Origin of the sequence: Mycobacterium sp. 5-140-3-2 (genome assembly GCF_035666375.1) — a bacterium.
Lineage (GTDB): Bacteria > Actinomycetota > Actinomycetes > Mycobacteriales > Mycobacteriaceae > Mycobacterium > Mycobacterium intracellulare.
The window spans coordinates 612,245-630,910 of record NZ_CP142025.1 but is presented as its reverse complement, the minus strand read 5'-3'; the positions used below and the strand labels follow the sequence as shown (position 1 = coordinate 630,910).

Genomic DNA, 18,666 nt, shown 5'->3' with positions numbered 1-18,666 from the left:
CGGAAAACGAGTCCAGACCGGGTGGGCGCATTCTCAGACGGAGTGTTTGCGGTCCTCATCACGATCCTCGTCCTCGAGCTCAAGCCGCCGAAGTCCTACACCTTCAACGCGTTATTACCGGAATGGCCCACCGGACTGAGCTATGTGGTCAGCTACGTGTTCATCGCCATCGTCTGGGTGAATCACCACCACCTGTTCGGCTACGCGCAAGTGGCGACGCCACGATTGGTGTGGTCGAACTTTGCGCACTTGTTCTCGGTGTCGCTGATTCCGATCACCACCGAGTGGATCGCCGACAGCAGGCTGGCCGCCGCACCGGTGGTTCTGTATGCCTCGGTGTTCGTGCTCGTCAACATCACCTACTTGGCGCTGTGCCAGGAAGTGGTCGATCGGCCCGCCCACGAGGACCTCACCCAGCGAGTGCGCCGACTGCTACGCATGCGGTCGTTCATCACGATCGGCGTCTTCGCGGCGGCGGCAGTCGTCGCATTGTGGTGGCCGGCCGTCGGAATGGTATTGATTTGCATGTGTCTGGCGGGGTATCTGCGGCCGGATGTGCCCAACGTTAAAAAGGTCGAGCCCTAGCATGACGACACCCTCCGTCCTCGTTTTCGATGTCAACGAGACGCTGATCGACATCGAGTCCCTCGCACCGCTTTTCGCGGACTTGTTCGGCGACGAACGCGTGCTGCGCGAGTGGTTCGGTCAGCTCATTCAGTACTCGATGACCATCACACTGGCCGGCAAGTACGTGCCGTTCCCCGTTCTCGCTCAGGCGGTGCTGCGCATGCTGGGTGACGTCCACCGGGTGGACGTCACCGATGACCACCTCGATCGCCTGACGACCGGGTTGCTCACCATGCCGGCACACCCCGATGCCGCCGAGGGCCTCGCCACATTGCGCGACAACGGTTTTCGGTTGGTAACCCTGACGAACTCCCCACCCAACCCGGACGGCCCGACGGCGCTACAGAATTCGGGGCTGGCCGGCTTTTTCGAGCGCCAACTGAGCGTCGATGCCCGCCGCGCCTTCAAACCGTCGCCCGCCGTCTATCGGTACGTGTGCGACGAGCTCCGTGTGACACCCGGTGATTGCATGATGGTGGCCGCACACGTGTGGGACACCCTCGGCGCGCAGAGCGTCGGGTTCAGTGGGGCTCTGATCACCCGGCGCGGCAACGCGCCGTTACCGGTCCGCAGCCTGCCGCAGCCGAACATCGTCGCCGGCAACCTTCGCGAGCTGGCCGAGCGCCTAACCCAAACCGAAGGGATCGCCAAGAGTGGCAATAGCTAGCGAACGAGACTTCGACGTCATCGTGCTCGGCGCCGGACCGATCGGGCAGAACGCCGCCGAACGCGCCCGCGCCGCGGGCCTGCGCGTCGCCATTATCGAACGCGAACTCGTCGGGGGCGAGTGCTCCTACTGGGCGTGCGTGCCCAGTAAAGCGTTGCTGCGTCCCGTCATTGCCCTCGCCGACGCGCGACGCGTCGACGGTGCTCGGGAAGCGATCACCGGATCCATCAGCGCCGACGGTGTCTTCGGCCGCCGCAACCGGTATGTGACCGACTGGGATGACAGCGGCCAGGCCGATTGGGTGAGCGGAATCGGCGCGACGTTGGTACGCGGTCATGGAAGGTTGGACGGCCCCCGGCGAGTCGTCGTCACCACCGGCGACGAGCGTGTCGGGCTCACCGCGCGGCATGCGGTGGTCGTGTGCACCGGAAGCCGTCCCGCCCTGCCCGATTTGCCCGGAATGGCAGAGGCCAAGCCGTGGACCAACCGGCGCGCCACCGACAGCAGCGCGGTCCCGGAGCGGCTGGCCGTCGTGGGCGCCGGCGGCGTGGGTGTCGAAATGGCTACGGCCTGGCAGGGATTGGGCTCCCAAGTGACGCTCCTGTCGCGGGGGTCGAGGTTGTTACCCCGCATGGAACCGTTCGTGGGCGAGCTGATCGCCCGCGGGCTCAGCGACGCCGGCGTCGATGTGCGGGTAGGTGTCACGGTGCGCGCGCTGCGGCGCCAGGACGACACGAGCGTTGTCCTCGAATTGGACGATGGCAGCGAGCTGACCGTGACTGAGGTGCTGTTCGCCACCGGTCGGGCACCGCTGACCGACGATATCGGCTTGGAGACAGTGGGATTGGAGCCGGGCAGCTGGCTCGAGGTGGACGACACCTGCCTCGTGCGCGGCGCGGTCGAGGACGGCTGGCTCTACGCCGCCGGCGACGTCAACCACCGCGCCCTGCTCACGCATCAAGGCAAGTATCAGGGCCGCATCGCCGGCGCGGCCATCGGAGCACGCGCAACCGGAAGACCGTTGGACACCAGCCCGTGGGGTGCACACGCGACCACCGCCGACCACTACGCGGTGCCACAAGCCTTCTTCACCGATCCCGAATCGGCCGCGGTCGGACTGACAAGCCAACAAGCCCGGGACGCCGGCTACCGGGTCCGAGCCGTCGATATCGAGATCGGGGACGTGGTGATGGGGGCGAAACTCTACGCCGACGGTTATACCGGCCGCGCACGAATGGTGGTCGACCAGGAGAGCGGGCGGCTGCTGGGCGTCACCATGGTCGGCCCCGGCGTGACCGAGCTGTTGCACTCGGCGACCATCGCCGTCGCCGGCCACGTGACCGTCGACCGCTTGTGGCACGCCGTGCCGTGCTTCCCGACGATCAGCGAGCTGTGGCTGAGATTGCTCGAAGCGTATCGGGATGGCCGGGACGATAATTGACCCATGGCCACCTCCGACGGATTCCATCCCGACTTCGACGACACGGCCGCACCGGTCGCCCGCAACCGAGTGCGCCACATCAAGGCGTCCGAGATCAGCTCGGACACGGCACAGTCGGAGGGGCTGCGGCGCTTCGCCGCCCTATCGGGCGCGTCGGTCGGAGCGGAAAAGCTCTGGATGGGTGAGACGCACGCGTCGCCGAAATCCGCCTCGGACAACCATCACCACGGTGACTCGGAGACCGCGATCTATGTGCGAAGCGGCCACCCGGAGTTCGTGTTTCACGACGGCACCCAAGAGGTACGTATTGCCACCGAACCCGGTGACTACGTCTTCATTCCGCCGTATCTTCCGCACCGGGAAGAAAACCCCGATCCCGACACCGCGGCCGAGGTCGTGATCGCCCGCAGCACCCAGGAAGCGATCGTGATCAATCTTCCCGCCCTGTATCCGCTCGACGGGCCTCGATAAACGGGCAGCGGGCCACTCAGCGAATTCTCAACAGATTCTTCGGCGCCACATCGCTTGGCTCCCAGCGTCCGCAAAGTCGCCGGCGACACCATACGTCTATGACGAACGAGCAGATGTGCGCGAACCTTGTCGAACGCTATTTGCGCACCCGCGGACGGCAATACTTTCGCGGGCACCGCGACGGCGAACACTTCTTCGTCACCGGCGCTCCGCGACGGCTGCACGTTCATTTCGAGATCTCGCCCGCGCACGACGACGTGTTGATCATCCGGGTCACTCCGGGGTGCTACTTTCCGGCCGCCGACCGCCCCTGGCTGACGCACTTCGCCGACACGTGGAACCGCCAGGACCGCCACGTCACCGCGATCGTGCACGGCTCGTGCGATCCGCAGCGCATCGGCGTGGTGGCCCGCAAGTCGCAATGGATCCGAAGCAAAGTCTCCTTCGCCGAATTCGCGTCCCTCGTCGACCTGACGATCGCGGACGCCACCGAGCTCTTCGAGGAGCTGGACCCCGCCGCCGGCCTGCCGCCCGCCGAGCGGTCCTTGCTGCGTCACGCCGGCTGACGCCCGCCCGGTCTAGGCGCCGCTCGCGGCACCCGGGGCATCGGGGCGCGGCTCACCCAGCTTCGCCCGGATGGCGCCCCACGGATCGGCGTAGCGCCCGGGCGTATCCCGGTAGGCCGCACGGCTTTTGAGAAACCGCCGCGCCAGCGGCGAGATCAACCGCATCGGGTAGCGCCGCCACCCCGCCGTCGCGCGCATCTCGTCGAGCATGTCCGGCCACGAGTGGTGCTGGAATCGCAGGACTTGTTGGGAGCGAGCGGTATCCATCCAGTCGGTGACGAACCAGTCGTCGTCGCTGTCGGGATCACCCGGACGTCCCCCGGGCAGGACGTCGACGAGACCCCGGGCGGCGGCCAGCGCCTTGCCGACCTCGCCCTGCCGAATCCGGTGCGACTCGTCGCCTGCGATCAGCAGGGTCTCACCGACGACGTCGGCCGTGGTCGCCGCGGCGAACGCACGGGCGACGTCGCGCACATCGACGGTGTGGATGCGCCCGTCCGTCGGCAGGGCGCTTTCGAAGAACAGTGCGTCAACGCTGAACGGCATGGCCTCCGGGTCGACGCTTATCACCCCGCCCAGGCGCAAGATCACCCATTCGAGGTTCGAGGACCGGATGTGCTGTTCCGCTTCGGCTTTGTGCGCGCCGTAGAGATCAGCCGGGTTCATCGGGGAATCGGCGCGCAACAGCTCGGCGTTGCGGTGCGGGTTACGCGCCCCGTACACGGCGTTGCTCGACGCCTGGATGAACCGCACCGGGTGCGGCCGGGCCTGCGCGGCGCGCAGCAGCGTGAGGGTCGCGTCGACGTTGACGCGGCGCCCGAGGGCGGGACTGCGGTAGATCCCGGGCGGGATCACCGCGGCCAGGTGGACGATGGCGGTGGGTGAGGTCGCGGCGAGCAGGCGGTCGACATGGCCCGGGTCGGTCAGATCGGCCCAGTGCGCCTCGACGCCGTCGGGCAGCGTCCTCGCCGCCTTGCGCTGGGTGGGGGTGCCCAGATCCGTCGCGACCACGCGGTGGCCGTCGGCGACCAGCCGACGCACCGTTTGTGAGCCGACGAGCCCGAAACCCCCGGTGACAAGAACCTTCTCGGACATGATCCCCCAGCGCCGGGTCGCCCCCAGCAAACGAATATGACATTCTCCAAATTCGAAAGTATCATATGTCATCCATGGCCTGAGGTTTGAGACCGGCGTCACACCGGCAACCAATAGCAAATGGCACGATCACGACAGCGGGGAGCCATGAAGGGCAGCGGTGCGGGCGCGGCGGACAATCACGAGACCGCCAAATGGGATCCGGCCTTCACCGAACGGGTCGCCAACGCGCTCGGGCCGGCCATCAAACGGTATTACCGGGCCGAGGTGCGAAACATCGACAACGTCCCGCCGTCCGGTGGGGCGCTGGTGGTCTCCAACCACTCCGGCGGCATGCTGACACCGGACGTGTTGATCTTTTCCCCGGCCTTCTACGAAAGGTTCGGCTACGACCGCCCCGTCTACACGCTCGGCCATTACGGGATCTTCATGGGGCCCTTGGACGGCTGGCTGCGCCGCCTCGGGGTGATCGAGGCCAGCCGCGAAAACGCCGCCGCCGCCCTGCATTCGGGCGCGGTGGTGCTGGTGTTTCCCGGCGGCGACTACGACTCGTACCGCCCGACGTTCAGCGCCAACACCATCGACTTCAACGGGCGCACCGGCTACGTGCGAACGGCGATCGAAGCCGGCGTGCCGATCGTGCCGACAGTGTCGATCGGCGCCCAGGAGACCCAGCTGTTTTTGACCCGGGGCAACTGGCTGGCCCGCAAGCTGGGGCTAACGAAGGCCCGCATGGACATCCTGCCGGTCAGCGTCGGGTTCCCGTTCGGGCTCAGCGTGATCTTCCCGCCCAACCTGCCGCTGCCGGCAAAGGTCGTCACCGAGGTGCTCGAGCCGATCGACGTCACCGCGCGCTTCGGTGAGGACCCCGACATCGACGAGGTCGACGCCCATGTCCGCGCCGTCATGGAGGACGCGCTGAAGCGGTTGGCCGAGCAGCGCCGGTTTCCGATCCTCGGCTGAGGATGCCGCCAATCCGCGCCGGCGGCCGGCGCCCTGCGGCATAGTTGTTGGCCTGGTCGCGTCGGCAGGGCGAGGTGACGTGTGAAAAGACTCAACGGCATGGACGCCATGCTGCTCTACAGCGAGACGCCCAACCTGCACACGCACACGCTGAAGGTGGCGATCATCGACCCGGCCGACTGCGACGGCGAGTTCGGGTTCGACGCGTTCCGCCGCCACGTGCGCCGGCGGCTTCACCTGCTGGAACCGTTGCGCTACAAGCTCGTTGACATCCCGTGGCACCTGCATCACCCGATGTGGCAGGAAAACTGTGAGGTCGACCTGGACTATCACCTCCGTCGCGTCCGGGTGCCCGCGCCGGGCGGGCGGCGAGAGCTCGATCGGGTCATCGGCGAGGTGGCGTCGACCCCGTTGGACCGCACCCGGCCGCTGTGGGAATTTCACTTCGCCGAGGGACTGGCCGACGGCCGGTTCGCCTTGATCGGCAAGGTGCACCACGCGTTGGCCGACGGTGTCGCGTCGGTCAACCTCCTGGCGCGCGCGATGGATCTGCGGGACGGGCTCACCGACGAGCGCGACAACGACGAAGCCGGTGTCACGGTTTCCGATGCCGACCTGCTGCGCGCCGCCGCGCGCGACCACGTCCGGCAACTCGCGCAACTGCCACGGCTGCTCAAAGACGCGGCCGTGGGGCTGATGCGGGTGCGGCGTCGCTCCCGCGAGCGCGGAGACCACCCCGATCTCGCCGATGCTTTTGACGCGCCCCCGACGTTTCTCAACCATGTGGTCTCACCCCGGCGCTGGTTCGCCAGCACGTCGTTACCGCTGCCGCAGGCCAAGGCGACGGCAAAAGCGTTGGGCATCACCATGACCGATCTGGTGCTGGCGACGGCGGCCGGCGGGCTGCGAACGCTCTTGCTGGCCTACGACGGCGCGGCCGACCGCCCGATCATCGCGTCGGTGCCGACCGCCACCGACAAGTCGGACCGGATCACCGGCAACGAGATCAGCGGGCTGATGATTTCGCTGCCGGTGCATGTCGACGACCCGATCGAACGGGCCCGGCTGATCTCGGTGGCCACCCGGATCGCCAAGGAAGACCACGAGATCCTCGGCCCGCAGCTGTACGGGAAGATGATGGCCTACCTGCCGACCGCCTTCGCCCCGGCGGCATTTCGCTGGCTGGGTCTGCGCGAGGTGCCCAACAAGCTGATGAACGTCGCCGTATCCAGCGTGGTCGGACCGCGCGAACGCGGCCACTTCGGCGGCGCGGCCGTCAGCGAGATCTATTCCACGGGTGTGCTCTCGCCGGGCGCCCCGGTCAACATCACCGTGTGGAGCTACGTCGACCGGCTCGGCGTCGCCGTGCTGACCGACGATCAGACGTTCGACGACCCGCATGAGGCGACGGACGCCATCAGCGCGGCCTTCGACGAATTATGCTGTGCCGCAGGCATTTCCGATCAGCCGGCGAGGACCCCGTCCAGCACCGAGTAGAACAGGCCCAAGCCGTCGTCGGAGGGCCCGGTCAGCGCCTCGATGGCATGCTCGGGATGCGGCATCAGGCCCACCACGCGGCCGTCGGCGGAGCTGACGCCGGCGATGTCATGTTGCGAACCGTTGGCGTTCTCGTGGTACCGGAACACCACCCGCCCCTCGCCCTCGAGCTCCTCGAGCACCTCGGCGGGCGCCACGTAGCGGCCCTCGCCGGACTTCAGCGGCACCAGCAGATCGGCGTCCGGTTCGAAACGCGACGTCCACGCCGTCGACGTCGACGCCACCCGCAGCCACACGTCGCGGCAGATGAAATGCAAACCCACGTTGCGGGTCAGGGCACCGGGCAGCAGGCCGGCCTCGCAGAGCACCTGAAAACCGTTGCAGATACCCAAGACCGGCATCCCGCGCCGCGCGGCGTCCACCACTTCGGTCATCACCGGGGCGAACCTGGCGATCGCCCCCGCCCGCAGGTAGTCACCGTAGGAGAAGCCGCCCGGAACCACCACGGCGTCGACGCTTTTCAAATCGGCGTCGGCGTGCCACAGGTTGACCGGCTCCGCGCCGACGCGGCGCGCCGCCCGGGCGGCGTCCACGTCGTCGAGCGTGCCGGGAAACGTGATGATCCCGATGCGTGCGGTCACGTCGTCTCCCGGCTGATCGTCCAGTCCTCGATCACGGTGTTCGCCAACAGCGATTCGGCGATCTCGGCCAGCGCCGAGTCGTCCACGCTGTCGTCCACTTCGAGCTCAAACCTCTTGCCCTGCCGGACATCTGATATCCCCGGGTGACCGAGGCGGCCCAGCGCGCCGACGATCGCCTGACCCTGCGGGTCCAGGATCTCCGCTTTGGGCATCACGCTCACGATCACCCGGGCCACCGGCGCTCCTCCTCAGTTGGCGTTTCGCCGCCAACTCTACCGGCGAAACCGCAGCTCGCCCTCACGGGCACGAGGCAATGTAGGCCTCGCACAGCGGCGCGCCCATGGCGCCCAGCACCGGGTCGTCGGCCATCGCCGGCCAGGGCGTCTGCGGCGGGGACGTCGACCAGAGCGTGACCTCGCTGACCGTGCTGCTGGCCGGGTGGGCGAAAAGGTAGGTGTGCATCACCACCGGGCCGCTGATCACGGCGGCCATGCGGTTGGTGTCGTCGCTGGTCAACGACGGCGATTGCTGCGGCGCACGCTGCTGGCAACTCCGCAACGCGGCGACGGCGCTACGGAACGCCTCGGCCGCGATCTCACCACCGCGGGCCGTATCACCGCGCCAATGCAGGATCTGGGCCTGCAACTGCCACTGACCGTCCGGATGCTGCACCGTCAAGCGGGCGGAGACCGCCGAGTCGCGGGGGTCCCGAGCGGTGGCCGGCGTGGCGCACAGCTCCTCGAACCGAAACCGGGGGCCGGGCGCCGAGCCCGTCGTCTGGACCGCCCGACCGGCGAGCGCGGGCCAGTGGTACACCGCGTCCAGCGGCACGGCACGCTGATCGATCCACGCGGTGTTGGGGATCCGGTCGCACATGGCGGGGCAGGTCTCGGGCTCGCCGTGCGCAGGGATGACGACGACCAGCGCGACCGCGAGGCCGCCGGCGACCAGCATCGTGGCCAGGATCACGCGCAGCGGCAGCTTGTCCATCAAGGCACAATCGTAGATATGCAACTGACGCATTTCGGTCATTCGTGCCTACTCGCCGAGTTCGACCAGACACGCGTGCTGTTTGATCCCGGTACCTTCGCCCACGGTTTCGAGGGAATCACCGGCTTAACCGCCATCTTGATCACTCATCAGCACCCCGACCACGTCGACGGGAAACGGTTGCCGGCACTGCTCGAGGGTAACCCGGACGTCGCGTTGTATGCCGACCCACAGACCACCGCGCAACTCGGCGCGCCCTGCCGCGAGGTACACGTCGGCGACGAGCTGCAGATCGGTGAGCTGACCGTGCGGGCCTCGGGGGGCAAGCACGCCGTCATCCACCCGGAAATCCCTGTGATCGAGAACATTTCGTTTCTCATCGGCGACGGCGAGCATCCCGCCCGGTTGATGCATCCCGGCGACGCGCTGTTCGTGCCCGACGAGCCGGTGGACGTTTTGGCCACCCCGGCGGCGGCCCCGTGGATGAAGGTTTCGGAAGCGGTCGATTACCTTCGCGCGGTGGCACCAGCGCGCGCCGTCCCCATCCACCAGGGGATCATCGCCCCCGATGCGCGTGGCATCTACTACGGCCGGCTCACCGAGATGACCAGCACCGACTTCCAGGTGCTGCCCGAAGAGGACGCCGTCACCTTCTAGCGCGAGCAGCTAGGTGATGTCGTCGGCGGCGCCGCGGCCGGCGGCGCGGCCCGAGAAGATGCATCCACCCAGGAATGTGCCCTCCAGCGCGCGGTAGCCGTGCACGCCCCCGCCGCCGAAGCCGGCCGCATCGCCGGCGGCGTACAGCCCGCTCAGCGGAGTGCCGTCGGAGGTCAACACCCGTGCGGCAAGATCGGTTTCGATGCCGCCCAGCGTCTTTCGCGTCAAGATGTGCAGCTTGACCGCGATCATCGGCCCGGCCTTCGGATCGGTCAACCGGTGCGGCGCCACGACCCGGCCCAGCCGGTCGCCCAGATAGCCGCGGGCCGCACGGATCGCGGTGATCTGGCCGTCCTTGCTGAACCTGTTGGCGACCTCCCGGTCCCGCGCGGTGACCTCGGCCTCCACCGTGGCGTAGTCCAGCGGTTGCACGTCGGGCAGCTTGTTCATCGCGGACACCAGGTCGCGCAACGAATCCGCACTGACGAAGTCCACGCCCCGATCGACGAACGCCTGCACGGGCCCCGGCGGTCCGGAGCGTGCCCGGTTCCGCAGCAGCTCGCGCACGCTCTGCCCGGTCAGATCGGGATTCTGTTCCTGCCCGGAAAGCGCGAATTCCTTCTCAATGATCTTGGCGTTCAACACAAACCACGTGTAGTCGAACCCGGATCGGGTGATGTACTCGAGCGTGCCAAGTGTGTCGAAACCGGGATACAGGGGAACCGGCAACCGCTTGCCGTTCGCATCCAGCCACAGCGACGACGGGCCCGGGATGATGCGAATTCCGTGCAGCGGCCAGATCGGGTCGTAGTTGGTGATGCCCTCGGTGTAGTGCCACATCCGGTCCGGGTTGATCACGCGCGCGCCGGCCTTCTGCGTGATGCCGATCATCCGGCCGTCGACGTGTGCCGGCACGCCGCTGAGCAATTGCTCGGGCACGCGGCCCATCCGCTTCGGCCAATTCTTGCGCACCAGCTCGTGGTTCCCCCCGATGCCACCACTCGTCACGATCACCGCAGCGGTGCGGAACTCGAACTCCCCGACGGCCTTTCGTGACGAGGCGACGCCGCGCGGCGCGGTTGAGGACTCCAGCACCGTCCCCCGGACGCCCGTCACCGCGTCATTCTCGACGATCAACTGGTCGACCTGATGGCGGTGCGCGAAGCGCACCGTGGAGCGGTCGCGCAATTGACGGGCGAAGATCTCGACCAGCGCGGGCCCGGTGCCCCAGGTGATGTGGAAGCGCGGAACCGAATTGCCGTGCCCCTGCGCGTCATACCCGCCGCGCTCGGCCCACCCCACCAACGGGAAAAGCTTGAGCCCGCGGGCGCGCAGCCAGCTGCGCTTCTCCCCCGCGGCGAAATCGACGTAGGCATGGGCCCATTGGCGCGGCCAGTAGTCCTCGGGCCGGTCGAACGCCGCCGTACCCAGCCAGTCCTGCAGCGCGAGCTCGTGGCTGTCGCGAATGCCCAACCGGCGCTGCTCGGGGCTGTCGACGAAGAACAGACCGCCGAAGGACCAGAACGCCTGCCCGCCCAGGTTGGCGCTGTTCTCCTGGTCGATGATCAGCACCCGCAGGCCGCGATCCACCAGTTCGCAGGCGGCGACCAGGCCGGACAGCCCCGCCCCGACGACGATGACATCAGCGCCGAACCCGCCAACCGAAGAAACGCTCATGTCGGTCCAGGGTAGTGCCCCGGACAGCAGGTCAGGCGGTCGATTCGTCAGGCGGCGTCGAGCAAGGCCTTGTCACGACGCCAGCGATACACCGTCGGTGTGCAGTCGTGCATCAACGCCAGGTCGACCGCGTCCAGCATCGCCTGCAACGGTCCGGGTTTGCGGAGATGCCGCGCGGCGACCGCCACCCGCACGATGCCGCCGCGCCGCGCGATCCGCTCGGCGGACAGCACGACCGTGCGACACCACCACGGCTCGGCGAGAACACCCTCGCCGATGCCGAGAACCCGCGCCCGCACGGTGGTGTGCCGCACCAGGTCGGTGATCCCATGCAGATCGGCCAGCATCCGAAAACCGTTGCCCGGCAATGCTTTGACGACACCGGGCGAGACCACGCAGCCGGGAGCCGCGAACAGCCGCGTGCGCAACCCGAGGTGCTCGAGGACCCGGTCGGCGGCCATCAAGCGCAGATTGGCCTCATGCGCCCGCAAAATCGCGAACTCACCGCGCCGCTTCCTGGTGAGGGCATCGTCGTAGCCGTGCAACACGATCGCGTCGCCACCGGCGCGGCGGGCGGTCAGCCAGTCAACGGTTTTCGGGTCGCTGTCGAGTCGGTAGCCGCCGGACAGGCGGGGAGCCACCAACAGCGACACCGGTACCTCACGGGCATCCATTTGCGCGCAGAACGCCTCGACGTCGGGCAGGGTGCGTTCCCCGATCCCCGAGACCGAAACGATCAATTTTCCAGACACACCAGCAGTTTGCCGACCGCAAGTGTCGGAACGGTGAAGGACACGCAGACAGCAGGCGTATATGCACTCACCCAAAAGCGATAACTGGGTTCGGCGACCGGAGTTTCAGGGGCGGTCCAGCAAACGGCCACCGGCGCCGGCGGACACGATCTGTTCGATATGCTAAGCAACGCCATGGACGAGGCCTCCTACGCAGCGGCCGGAGCGCCGCTGCCCCATGCCCCCGCGGGGCAGCCGGGCGCCGACACACGGGAGTATCCCGACAAGTTGGACGCCGAGCTGTTGCGGATCTCCGGCGTGTGCATCTTGGCCACGGTCATGGCGATCCTGGATGTCACGGTGGTCAGCGTCGCGCAACGCACCTTCATCGACCAGTTCGCGTCCTCGCAGGCGGTCGTGGCCTGGACGATGACGGGCTACACGCTCGCCCTGGCGACAGTGATCCCGATAACCGGATGGGCCGCCGACCGGTTCGGCACCAAGCGGCTCTTCATAGGCTCCGTGCTGGCCTTCATGCTCGGATCACTGCTGTGCGCGATTGCCGCAAACATCTTGCAGCTCATCATCTTTCGGGTGGTTCAGGGTGTCGGCGGCGGCATGCTGCTGCCGTTGGGGTTCATGATCTTGACCCGTGAGGCCGGCCCCGCCCGGCTCGGGCGCCTGATGTCGATCCTGAGCATCCCGATGCTGCTCGCCCCGATCGGCGGCCCGATCCTGGGCGGCTGGCTGATCGACACCTCGAGCTGGCGATGGATCTTCCTGATCAACGTGCCGATCGGACTGCTCACCATTGTTCTCGCGGCGATCGTGTTCCCCCGCGACCATCCGGTCCGGTCGGAAACGTTCGACGCCGTCGGCGTGCTGCTGCTCTCCCCCGGCCTGGCCATGTTCCTGTTCGCAGTGTCGTCCGTCCCGGGCCGCGGCACCGTGGCCGACCGCCATGTGGTGATCCCGGCGACGATCGGGCTGGCATTGATCGCGGGGTTCGTCGCGCACGCCTGGCACCGGGCGGATCATCCGTTGATCGATCTGCGGCTCTTCCGCAATCCGGTGCTGACCCACGCCAATGTGACGATGCTGGTCTTCGCGACCGCCTTTTTCGGCGCCGGCCTGCTGCTTCCGAGCTACTTCCAGCAGGTGCTGCACCAAACGCCGATGCAGGCGGGCGTGCACCTGATCCCGCAGGGGCTCGGCGCCATGCTGACCATGCGGCTGACCGGGCCGCTGGTGGACAGGCAAGGGCCGGGCAAAATCGTGCTGGTCGGGATTGTGCTGATCACGGCCGGGCTGGGGGCCTTCGCGTTCGGGGTGGCCAAGCAGGCGCACTATCTACCTGTGCTGCTGGTGGCGCTGGCGGTCACGGGCCTGGGCATGGGCTGCACGATGATGCCGTTGTCGGTCGCCGCCGTGCAGGCGCTGGCACCGCATCAAATCGCCCGGGGAACCACCTTGATGAGCGTCAACCACCAGGTGGGCGGCTCGATGGGGACCGCGCTGATGTCGATGATCCTGACCAATCAGTTCAATCGGAGCCAAAATATCGTCGCGGCAAACAAGGTTGCTGCCCTGCATCAGCGTGCGACCGTCGACGGGGTGCCGGTGGACCAATCCGCAATCCCCCGGCAGGCCCTTGTCCCGGGTTTTTGGGGGAATGTGGTGCATGATCTTTCCCACGCGTATACCGCAGTATTCGTGATTGCCGTCGTGCTGGTGGTTTGCACGATCATTCCGGCGTCCTTTTTGCCGAAAAAGCCGGCAAGCGAAACTGCCGGCGAATAACGCATTCGCGCCCTCTCGCCCGCGAAAAGCCGATTTTTTCGCTTTAAACTGCCGTCCGCGCCGCCTCTGCACGGCAGGAATTACACGCGTGGGAATAGCGGCGAATACGAGTAAAAACGCCTCAGCACGGCTAGCCGGGTGGATATGCTCAGCGGCGCCATGGAGAACACCCGTTCCGCATCTTTCACCGTTCCGTTGCCCATCGAGCCGGGTCCGTCGCGGCACCCAGACGAGTACCCGGACAAGCTCGACGCAGCGCTGTTCCGGATCGCCGGAGTCTGCGGCCTGGCCTGCATCATGGCCGTCCTGGACAGCACCGTCGTCGCCGTCGCGCAACGCACCTTCATCGATCAGTTCGGGTCCACTCAGGCGGTCGTCTCGTGGACCATCGCCGGCTACATGCTCGCGTTTGCGACCGTGATCCCGATCACCGGATGGGCGGCGGATCGGTTCGGCACCAAGCGGCTTTTCATGGGTTCGGTCCTGATCTTCACGCTGGGGTCGCTGCTGTGCGCGGTGGCACCAAACATCTTGCTGCTGATTTTGTTCCGGGTGGTGCAAGGGGTGGGCGGCGGCATGCTGCTGCCGCTCAGCTTCGTCATCTTGACGCGTGAGGCCGGGCCCAAACGGGTCGGCCGCCTCATGGCGGTGGGGGGAATCCCGATCCTCCTCGGCCCCATCGGCGGGCCCATCCTGGGGGGTTGGCTGATCGGTGCGTATGGCTGGAAGTGGATCTTCCTGATCAACCTGCCGATCGGGCTGACCGCGTTCGCGCTGGCCGCGATCATGTTCGCGAAGGATCGCTCGGCCCCCTCGGAGGCCCTCGACATCACCGGCGCGCTGTTGCTCTCCCCCGGGGTGGCGATCTTCCTGTGCGGGGTGTGCTCCATCCCCGGTCGGCACACGATCACCGACCCTTACGTGCTGGGGCCGGCGCTGCTCGGCCTGGCATTGATCGGCGCGTTCATCGTGCATGCGTGGCATCGCACCGATCACCCCCTGATCGACCTGCGGCTGTTCCGCAACCCCGTGGTCACCGAGGTCAACGTGACGATGCTGGTGTTCGGGGCCGCCTCAGTCGGCGTAGGCCTGCTGATCCCGAGCTACTTCCAGATCGTCAGCCACGAGACGCCGATGCAGTCCGGGCTGCACATGCTGCCGATCGGAATCGGGGCCGTATTGACCATGCCGATCGGCGGGGCCTTCATGGACAAGCACGGTCCCGGCAACATCGTGTTGATCGGACTGCCCCTGATGGCAGCGGGTCTGGGCGTGTTCACCTACGGCGTCGCCACGCAGGCCGAGTACTCGCCGGTCTTGGTGTTCGGGCTCGCGATCATGGGCCTGGGTGCCGGCTTGACCACCACGCCGCTTTCCGCGGCGCTCATGCAGGCGCTTACCCCGCGTCAGGTGGCCCGCGGGACGACGTTGATCAGCGTGAATCAGCAAGTGGGCGGGTCGATCGGGGCCGCGCTCATGGCGGTGATCCTGACCAATCAGTTCAATCGCAACGAAGCCCTGATGGCGGCGAACGAGATGGCCGGGGTGCGCCCGCCCGCCGGCAAGCGAAGCGTTGACCCGTCGGCCCTTCCCGGGCAGACGATGACGCCCGATCTGGCCAGCCACGTGTCGCACCACCTGGCGCACGCCTATACGACGGTGTTCGTGCTGGCGGTCGTGCTGGTGGCGTTCACCGTCGTCCCGGCATCCTTCCTGCCCAGGAAGCTGGCGACCCCGCCCGTCGGCGACGACTAGCGCCGGGCCCGGCTGATCCTCGAGCTAGCCGTCCCGGCCGCCGCCATAACGGTCGCCATCGGCGGTGGCCAGCAGCCACGCATACTGGAACGCGGCTTCCTCCCAACCCTTGTAGCGACCGCTGACGCCGCCATGCCCGGCATTCATCTGAGTCTTCAGCAGGACCGGGCTGCCGTTCGCGTTGACGTGTCGCAGGGCCGCGACCCATTTTGCGGGTTCCACGTAGTAGACCCGCGTGTCGTTGAGCGACGTCATCGCCAGGATCGCCGGATAGGGCTTTGCCTCGACGTTCTCATACGGGGAATAGGACTTCATGTAGGAGTAGACGTCCATGTCCGCCAACGGGTTTCCCCATTCGTCCCACTCGGTGACGGTCAGCGGCAAGGAGGGATCCAAAATGGTGGTCAGCGGGTCGACGAACGGTACCTGCGCGAGGATGCCGGCAAAGAGTTCCGGCGCCAGGTTGGCCACCGCTCCCATCAACAGTCCGCCGGCACTGCCCCCCAACGCCACCAGCCGGCGCGGGCGGGTTACTCCGGAATCCACCAAATGCCTTGCCACCGCGACGAAGTCGGTGAAGGTGTTCTTCTTCTCCAAGAGCTTGCCGTGCTCATACCACAGCCGGCCCATCTCGCCGCCGCCGCGGACGTGGGCGATCGCGAACACCATTCCCCGATCCAACAGCGACAACCGGGCGATGGAGAAACTCGGATCGGTGCAGATCTCGTAGGCTCCGTAGCCGTAAACCAGCGCGGGCGCTGGGAATTCGATTCCTGAGCGGTGCACGACCGAGACCGGGATCCGGGCGCCGTCCTCGGCGACCGCCCAGTCGCGCCGTTCGACGTAATCGTCCGGGCGATAATCGCCGAGTACGGGTTGCTCGCGCAGCAGGGTGCGTTCGCCGGTGACGAAGTCGATGTCGTAGACCCGTGCCGGAATGACCAGAGACCCCGCCCGGATCCGCAGCTTGGGCGCGCCCCAATTCGGGTTGCCGGCCAGGCCGGCCGACATCAGTTCGGAATCGAACGAAACCTCTTCGGGCTCCGCGTATGTGCCGTCGGAGTTGACGCGCCACAGCGCGAGCCGCGGCAGCGCCTCACGCCGGTAGCTGACCACGAGATGGCCGGCGAAGGCGTCCACCCCGTCGAGTCGGACATCGTCGCGGTGCGGGATCAGCGTGCGCTGCTGGGTGGGATCGCTGACCGGCGCCTCGGTCAGCGTGAAGTTGACCGCGTCGTCGTTATGCAGGATCAAGAACCGGTCCTGCCCGCCTACCACCGCATGTTCGACCGAATATTCGACGCCTTCGCGGCGCGGCAGCACGACGGTGAACTGCGCCTGCGGATCCGCGGCGTCGGCGTAGCGGAATTCGGAGGTGATCGAGGAACCGGAGGCGATGAAGACGTAGGCCTCACTTCGGGTGAGTCCCACGCCGAGCCAAAACTTCTCGTCGGCTTCGTGGTACACCAGCTCCGATTCCGCACCGGAGCCCACCCGATACCGCCACACCTTGTCGGGGCGATGGGCCGCGTCCAGGGTGAGGTAGTACACGGTGCGGTTGTCGGCGGCCCAGGTCGCACCCGCGCCGATGTCGGCGATCTCGTCCGGATACAGCTCGCCGGTGCGTAAATCCTTGAACCGCAACGTATAGCGTTCATCGCCGAGGGTGTCGACGGAGTACGCCAGCAGGTTTCCGTCGAGACTGACGGTTGCGGCGCCCAGGGAGAAGAATTCGTGGCCCTCGGCTTCGACGTTCGAATCGAGCAAGATTTGTTCGCCGGGAATGTCGGTGTTCTCGTCCAGCGTCGGCGGGTTCCAGTCGTCGGGATCACTTACCGGGCAACGGCACTGGACGCGATACTGCTTGCCTTCGAACGTGCGGGCGTAGTACCACCACTGGCCCTGCCGCGTCGGTACCGACAGGTCGGTTTCCTTGGTACGCGCCTTGATCTCGTCGAAGATCTGTTGCCGCAGCGGCTCGAGGTGGGCGGTCATCTGGTCGACGTAGCTGTTCTCCGCCTCGAGGTAGGCGATCACGTCGGGGTTCGTCTTCTCGCGCAGCCACTCATAGGGGTCGATGAAGACGTCACCGTGGTGCTCGCGCCGGCTGTCCACCCGCTTGGCGACGGGAGGCACGGGACCGGCAAGGTGCGACTCGCTCATGCGGCGGGGCCGATCCAGTCGCCGAAGCTCAGGCCGGAAATGCGTTCGTAGGCCTCGATATAGCGGGCGCGGGTCGCCTCGATGATGCCGTCCGGGAGCGGCGGCGGGGGTAGCGTGCCGTGGCGGTCCCACCCGGACTCGGGGCTGGTGAGCCAGTTGCGGACGAACTGTTTGTCGAAACTGTTCTGGACCACGCCGACCTGGTACTCGTCGGCCGGCCAGTACCGTGACGAATCCGGGGTGAAGATCTCGTCGGCCAGCAGCAGGTTGCCGTCGCGGTCGGTGCCGAACTCGAACTTGGTGTCCGCGATGATGATTCCTTTCCTCAGCGCATGGTCGGCGGCCTGAACGTAGATCTGCAACGTGCGGTCGCGCAGCTGGTTGGCGCGCACACCGCCCACCATCTCGATCACCCGGGCGAACGAGACGTTCTCGTCGTGGTCCCCCAACGCGGCCTTGGTCGCCGGGGTGAACAGCGGTTCGGCGAACCGGCTGGCTTCGACCAGTCCCGGGGGCAAGGTGATGCCGCAGACCTTGCCGGTCGCCTGGTAGTCCAGGAGCCCCGAGCCGGTCAGGTAACCGCGCGCGACGCATTCGACCGGAAGCATGTCCAGCCGCCGCACCACCAGGGCCCGGCCCAGCACCTCGTCGGGGATGCGCGGGTCATCCGGCGGCCCGGCCAAATGATTGGGGGCGTCCACGAGACCGAAGAAGAAGACGCTCATCGCCGTCAGGATGCGGCCCTTGTCCGGGATGGTGCTGTCCAGGACGAAGTCGTACGCCGAGATGCGGTCGGTGGCGACCAGTAGGAGGTGTTCGTCGTCGACGCGATACAGCTCACGGACCTTGCCGCTGGCCAGATGCTGGTAGTCGGACAGTGCGGGCATCCGGTCAGCCTATCGGGCACCTGACGACGCGGCTTGTG

General features: G+C 67.0%; 18 protein-coding genes. 10 read left to right on the top strand and 8 right to left on the bottom strand.

What is annotated here, in order from left to right; all coding sequences use genetic code 11:
- Positions 1–21: 21 nt before the first annotated feature.
- The 5 genes from P6281_RS03195 to P6281_RS03175 all read left to right on the top strand — a co-directional run bounded on the left by P6281_RS03195 (position 22) and on the right by P6281_RS03175 (position 3,772).
- Positions 22–585, top strand: coding sequence for a TMEM175 family protein (locus tag P6281_RS03195; protein ID WP_020415590.1), 564 nt, complete (start codon positions 22–24; stop codon positions 583–585).
- 1 nt (position 586) lies between these two features.
- Positions 587–1,294, top strand: coding sequence for a haloacid dehalogenase type II (locus P6281_RS03190; protein ID WP_009951930.1), 708 nt, complete (start codon positions 587–589; stop codon positions 1,292–1,294).
- Positions 1,281–2,735 (top strand): dihydrolipoyl dehydrogenase family protein, encoded by a 1,455-nt coding sequence (locus P6281_RS03185; protein WP_014381777.1) that lies wholly within the window; start codon positions 1,281–1,283, stop codon positions 2,733–2,735. The genes P6281_RS03190 and P6281_RS03185 overlap by 14 nt, the downstream gene beginning before the upstream one ends.
- A gap of 3 nt (positions 2,736–2,738) precedes the next feature.
- Positions 2,739–3,206: a cupin domain-containing protein gene (locus tag P6281_RS03180; RefSeq protein WP_009951932.1), complete on the top strand. Its 468-nt coding sequence runs from the start codon at positions 2,739–2,741 to the stop codon at positions 3,204–3,206.
- Positions 3,207–3,304: 98 nt separating this feature from the next.
- Complete coding sequence (locus tag P6281_RS03175) at positions 3,305–3,772, top strand: YbjN domain-containing protein (RefSeq protein WP_009951933.1); 468 nt, start codon at positions 3,305–3,307, stop codon at positions 3,770–3,772.
- Positions 3,773–3,784: 12 nt separating this feature from the next.
- Here the strand turns inward: P6281_RS03175 and P6281_RS03170 are convergent, their stop codons facing one another.
- Entirely contained in the window at positions 3,785–4,867 is a 1,083-nt protein-coding gene (locus P6281_RS03170) for an NAD-dependent epimerase/dehydratase family protein (RefSeq protein ID WP_009951934.1), read from the bottom strand.
- Positions 4,868–5,014: 147 nt separating this feature from the next.
- On the opposite strand from P6281_RS03170, the gene P6281_RS03165 reads away from it, so the two are divergent.
- Both P6281_RS03165 and P6281_RS03160 read left to right on the top strand, forming a co-directional pair.
- Positions 5,015–5,830, top strand: coding sequence for a lysophospholipid acyltransferase family protein (locus P6281_RS03165; protein WP_009951935.1), 816 nt, complete (start codon positions 5,015–5,017; stop codon positions 5,828–5,830).
- An 81-nt stretch (positions 5,831–5,911) separates the two neighbouring features.
- A complete protein-coding gene (locus tag P6281_RS03160) occupies positions 5,912–7,327 on the top strand; it encodes a wax ester/triacylglycerol synthase family O-acyltransferase (protein ID WP_176476782.1) in 1,416 nt (471 codons plus the stop codon).
- Here P6281_RS03160 and purQ read toward each other — a convergent pair.
- The 3 genes from purQ to P6281_RS03145 form a co-directional block, all read right to left on the bottom strand.
- A complete protein-coding gene (gene purQ, locus P6281_RS03155) occupies positions 7,294–7,968 on the bottom strand; it encodes a phosphoribosylformylglycinamidine synthase subunit PurQ (RefSeq protein ID WP_008263873.1) in 675 nt (224 codons plus the stop codon). The genes P6281_RS03160 and purQ overlap by 34 nt on opposite strands.
- Entirely contained in the window at positions 7,965–8,204 is a 240-nt protein-coding gene (gene purS, locus P6281_RS03150; RefSeq protein WP_008263864.1) for a phosphoribosylformylglycinamidine synthase subunit PurS, read from the bottom strand. Before purS ends, purQ begins: the two co-directional genes overlap by 4 nt.
- Positions 8,205–8,265: 61 nt before the next feature.
- Positions 8,266–9,000 carry an ATPase gene (locus P6281_RS03145; protein WP_197538621.1) on the bottom strand — a complete coding sequence of 245 codons (735 nt, stop codon included), beginning with the start codon at positions 8,998–9,000 and terminating at the stop codon, positions 8,266–8,268.
- Here P6281_RS03145 and P6281_RS03140 point away from each other — a divergent pair.
- Positions 8,977–9,615 carry an MBL fold metallo-hydrolase gene (locus tag P6281_RS03140; protein WP_008263860.1) on the top strand — a complete coding sequence of 213 codons (639 nt, stop codon included), beginning with the start codon at positions 8,977–8,979 and terminating at the stop codon, positions 9,613–9,615. The two genes, P6281_RS03145 and P6281_RS03140, sit on opposite strands and share 24 nt — an antisense overlap.
- A gap of 9 nt (positions 9,616–9,624) precedes the next feature.
- On the opposite strand, the gene P6281_RS03135 is transcribed toward P6281_RS03140, so the two are convergent.
- Together P6281_RS03135 and P6281_RS03130 are read right to left on the bottom strand one after the other, a co-directional pair.
- Positions 9,625–11,292: an FAD-binding dehydrogenase gene (locus P6281_RS03135; RefSeq protein WP_095662543.1), complete on the bottom strand. Its 1,668-nt coding sequence runs from the start codon at positions 11,290–11,292 to the stop codon at positions 9,625–9,627.
- Between the two features lie 47 nt (positions 11,293–11,339).
- Positions 11,340–12,044, bottom strand: a complete 705-nt coding sequence (locus P6281_RS03130; protein WP_008263856.1) for a DUF2334 domain-containing protein — start codon at positions 12,042–12,044, stop codon at positions 11,340–11,342.
- A gap of 159 nt (positions 12,045–12,203) precedes the next feature.
- On the opposite strand from P6281_RS03130, the gene P6281_RS03125 reads away from it, so the two are divergent.
- Positions 12,204–13,823, top strand: a complete 1,620-nt coding sequence (locus tag P6281_RS03125) for a DHA2 family efflux MFS transporter permease subunit (RefSeq protein WP_232518743.1) — start codon at positions 12,204–12,206, stop codon at positions 13,821–13,823.
- Positions 13,824–13,967: 144 nt separating this feature from the next.
- A complete protein-coding gene (locus P6281_RS03120; protein WP_008263846.1) occupies positions 13,968–15,578 on the top strand; it encodes a DHA2 family efflux MFS transporter permease subunit in 1,611 nt (536 codons plus the stop codon).
- A gap of 24 nt (positions 15,579–15,602) precedes the next feature.
- On the opposite strand, the gene P6281_RS03115 is transcribed toward P6281_RS03120, so the two are convergent.
- Positions 15,603–17,741 carry a S9 family peptidase gene (locus P6281_RS03115; RefSeq protein ID WP_095662542.1) on the bottom strand — a complete coding sequence of 713 codons (2,139 nt, stop codon included), beginning with the start codon at positions 17,739–17,741 and terminating at the stop codon, positions 15,603–15,605.
- On the bottom strand, positions 17,738–18,628 hold the full coding sequence (locus tag P6281_RS03110) for a phosphoribosylaminoimidazolesuccinocarboxamide synthase (protein ID WP_095662541.1): 891 nt from the start codon (positions 18,626–18,628) through the stop codon (positions 17,738–17,740). Before P6281_RS03110 ends, P6281_RS03115 begins: the two co-directional genes overlap by 4 nt.
- Between the last annotated feature and the right edge of the window lie 38 nt (positions 18,629–18,666).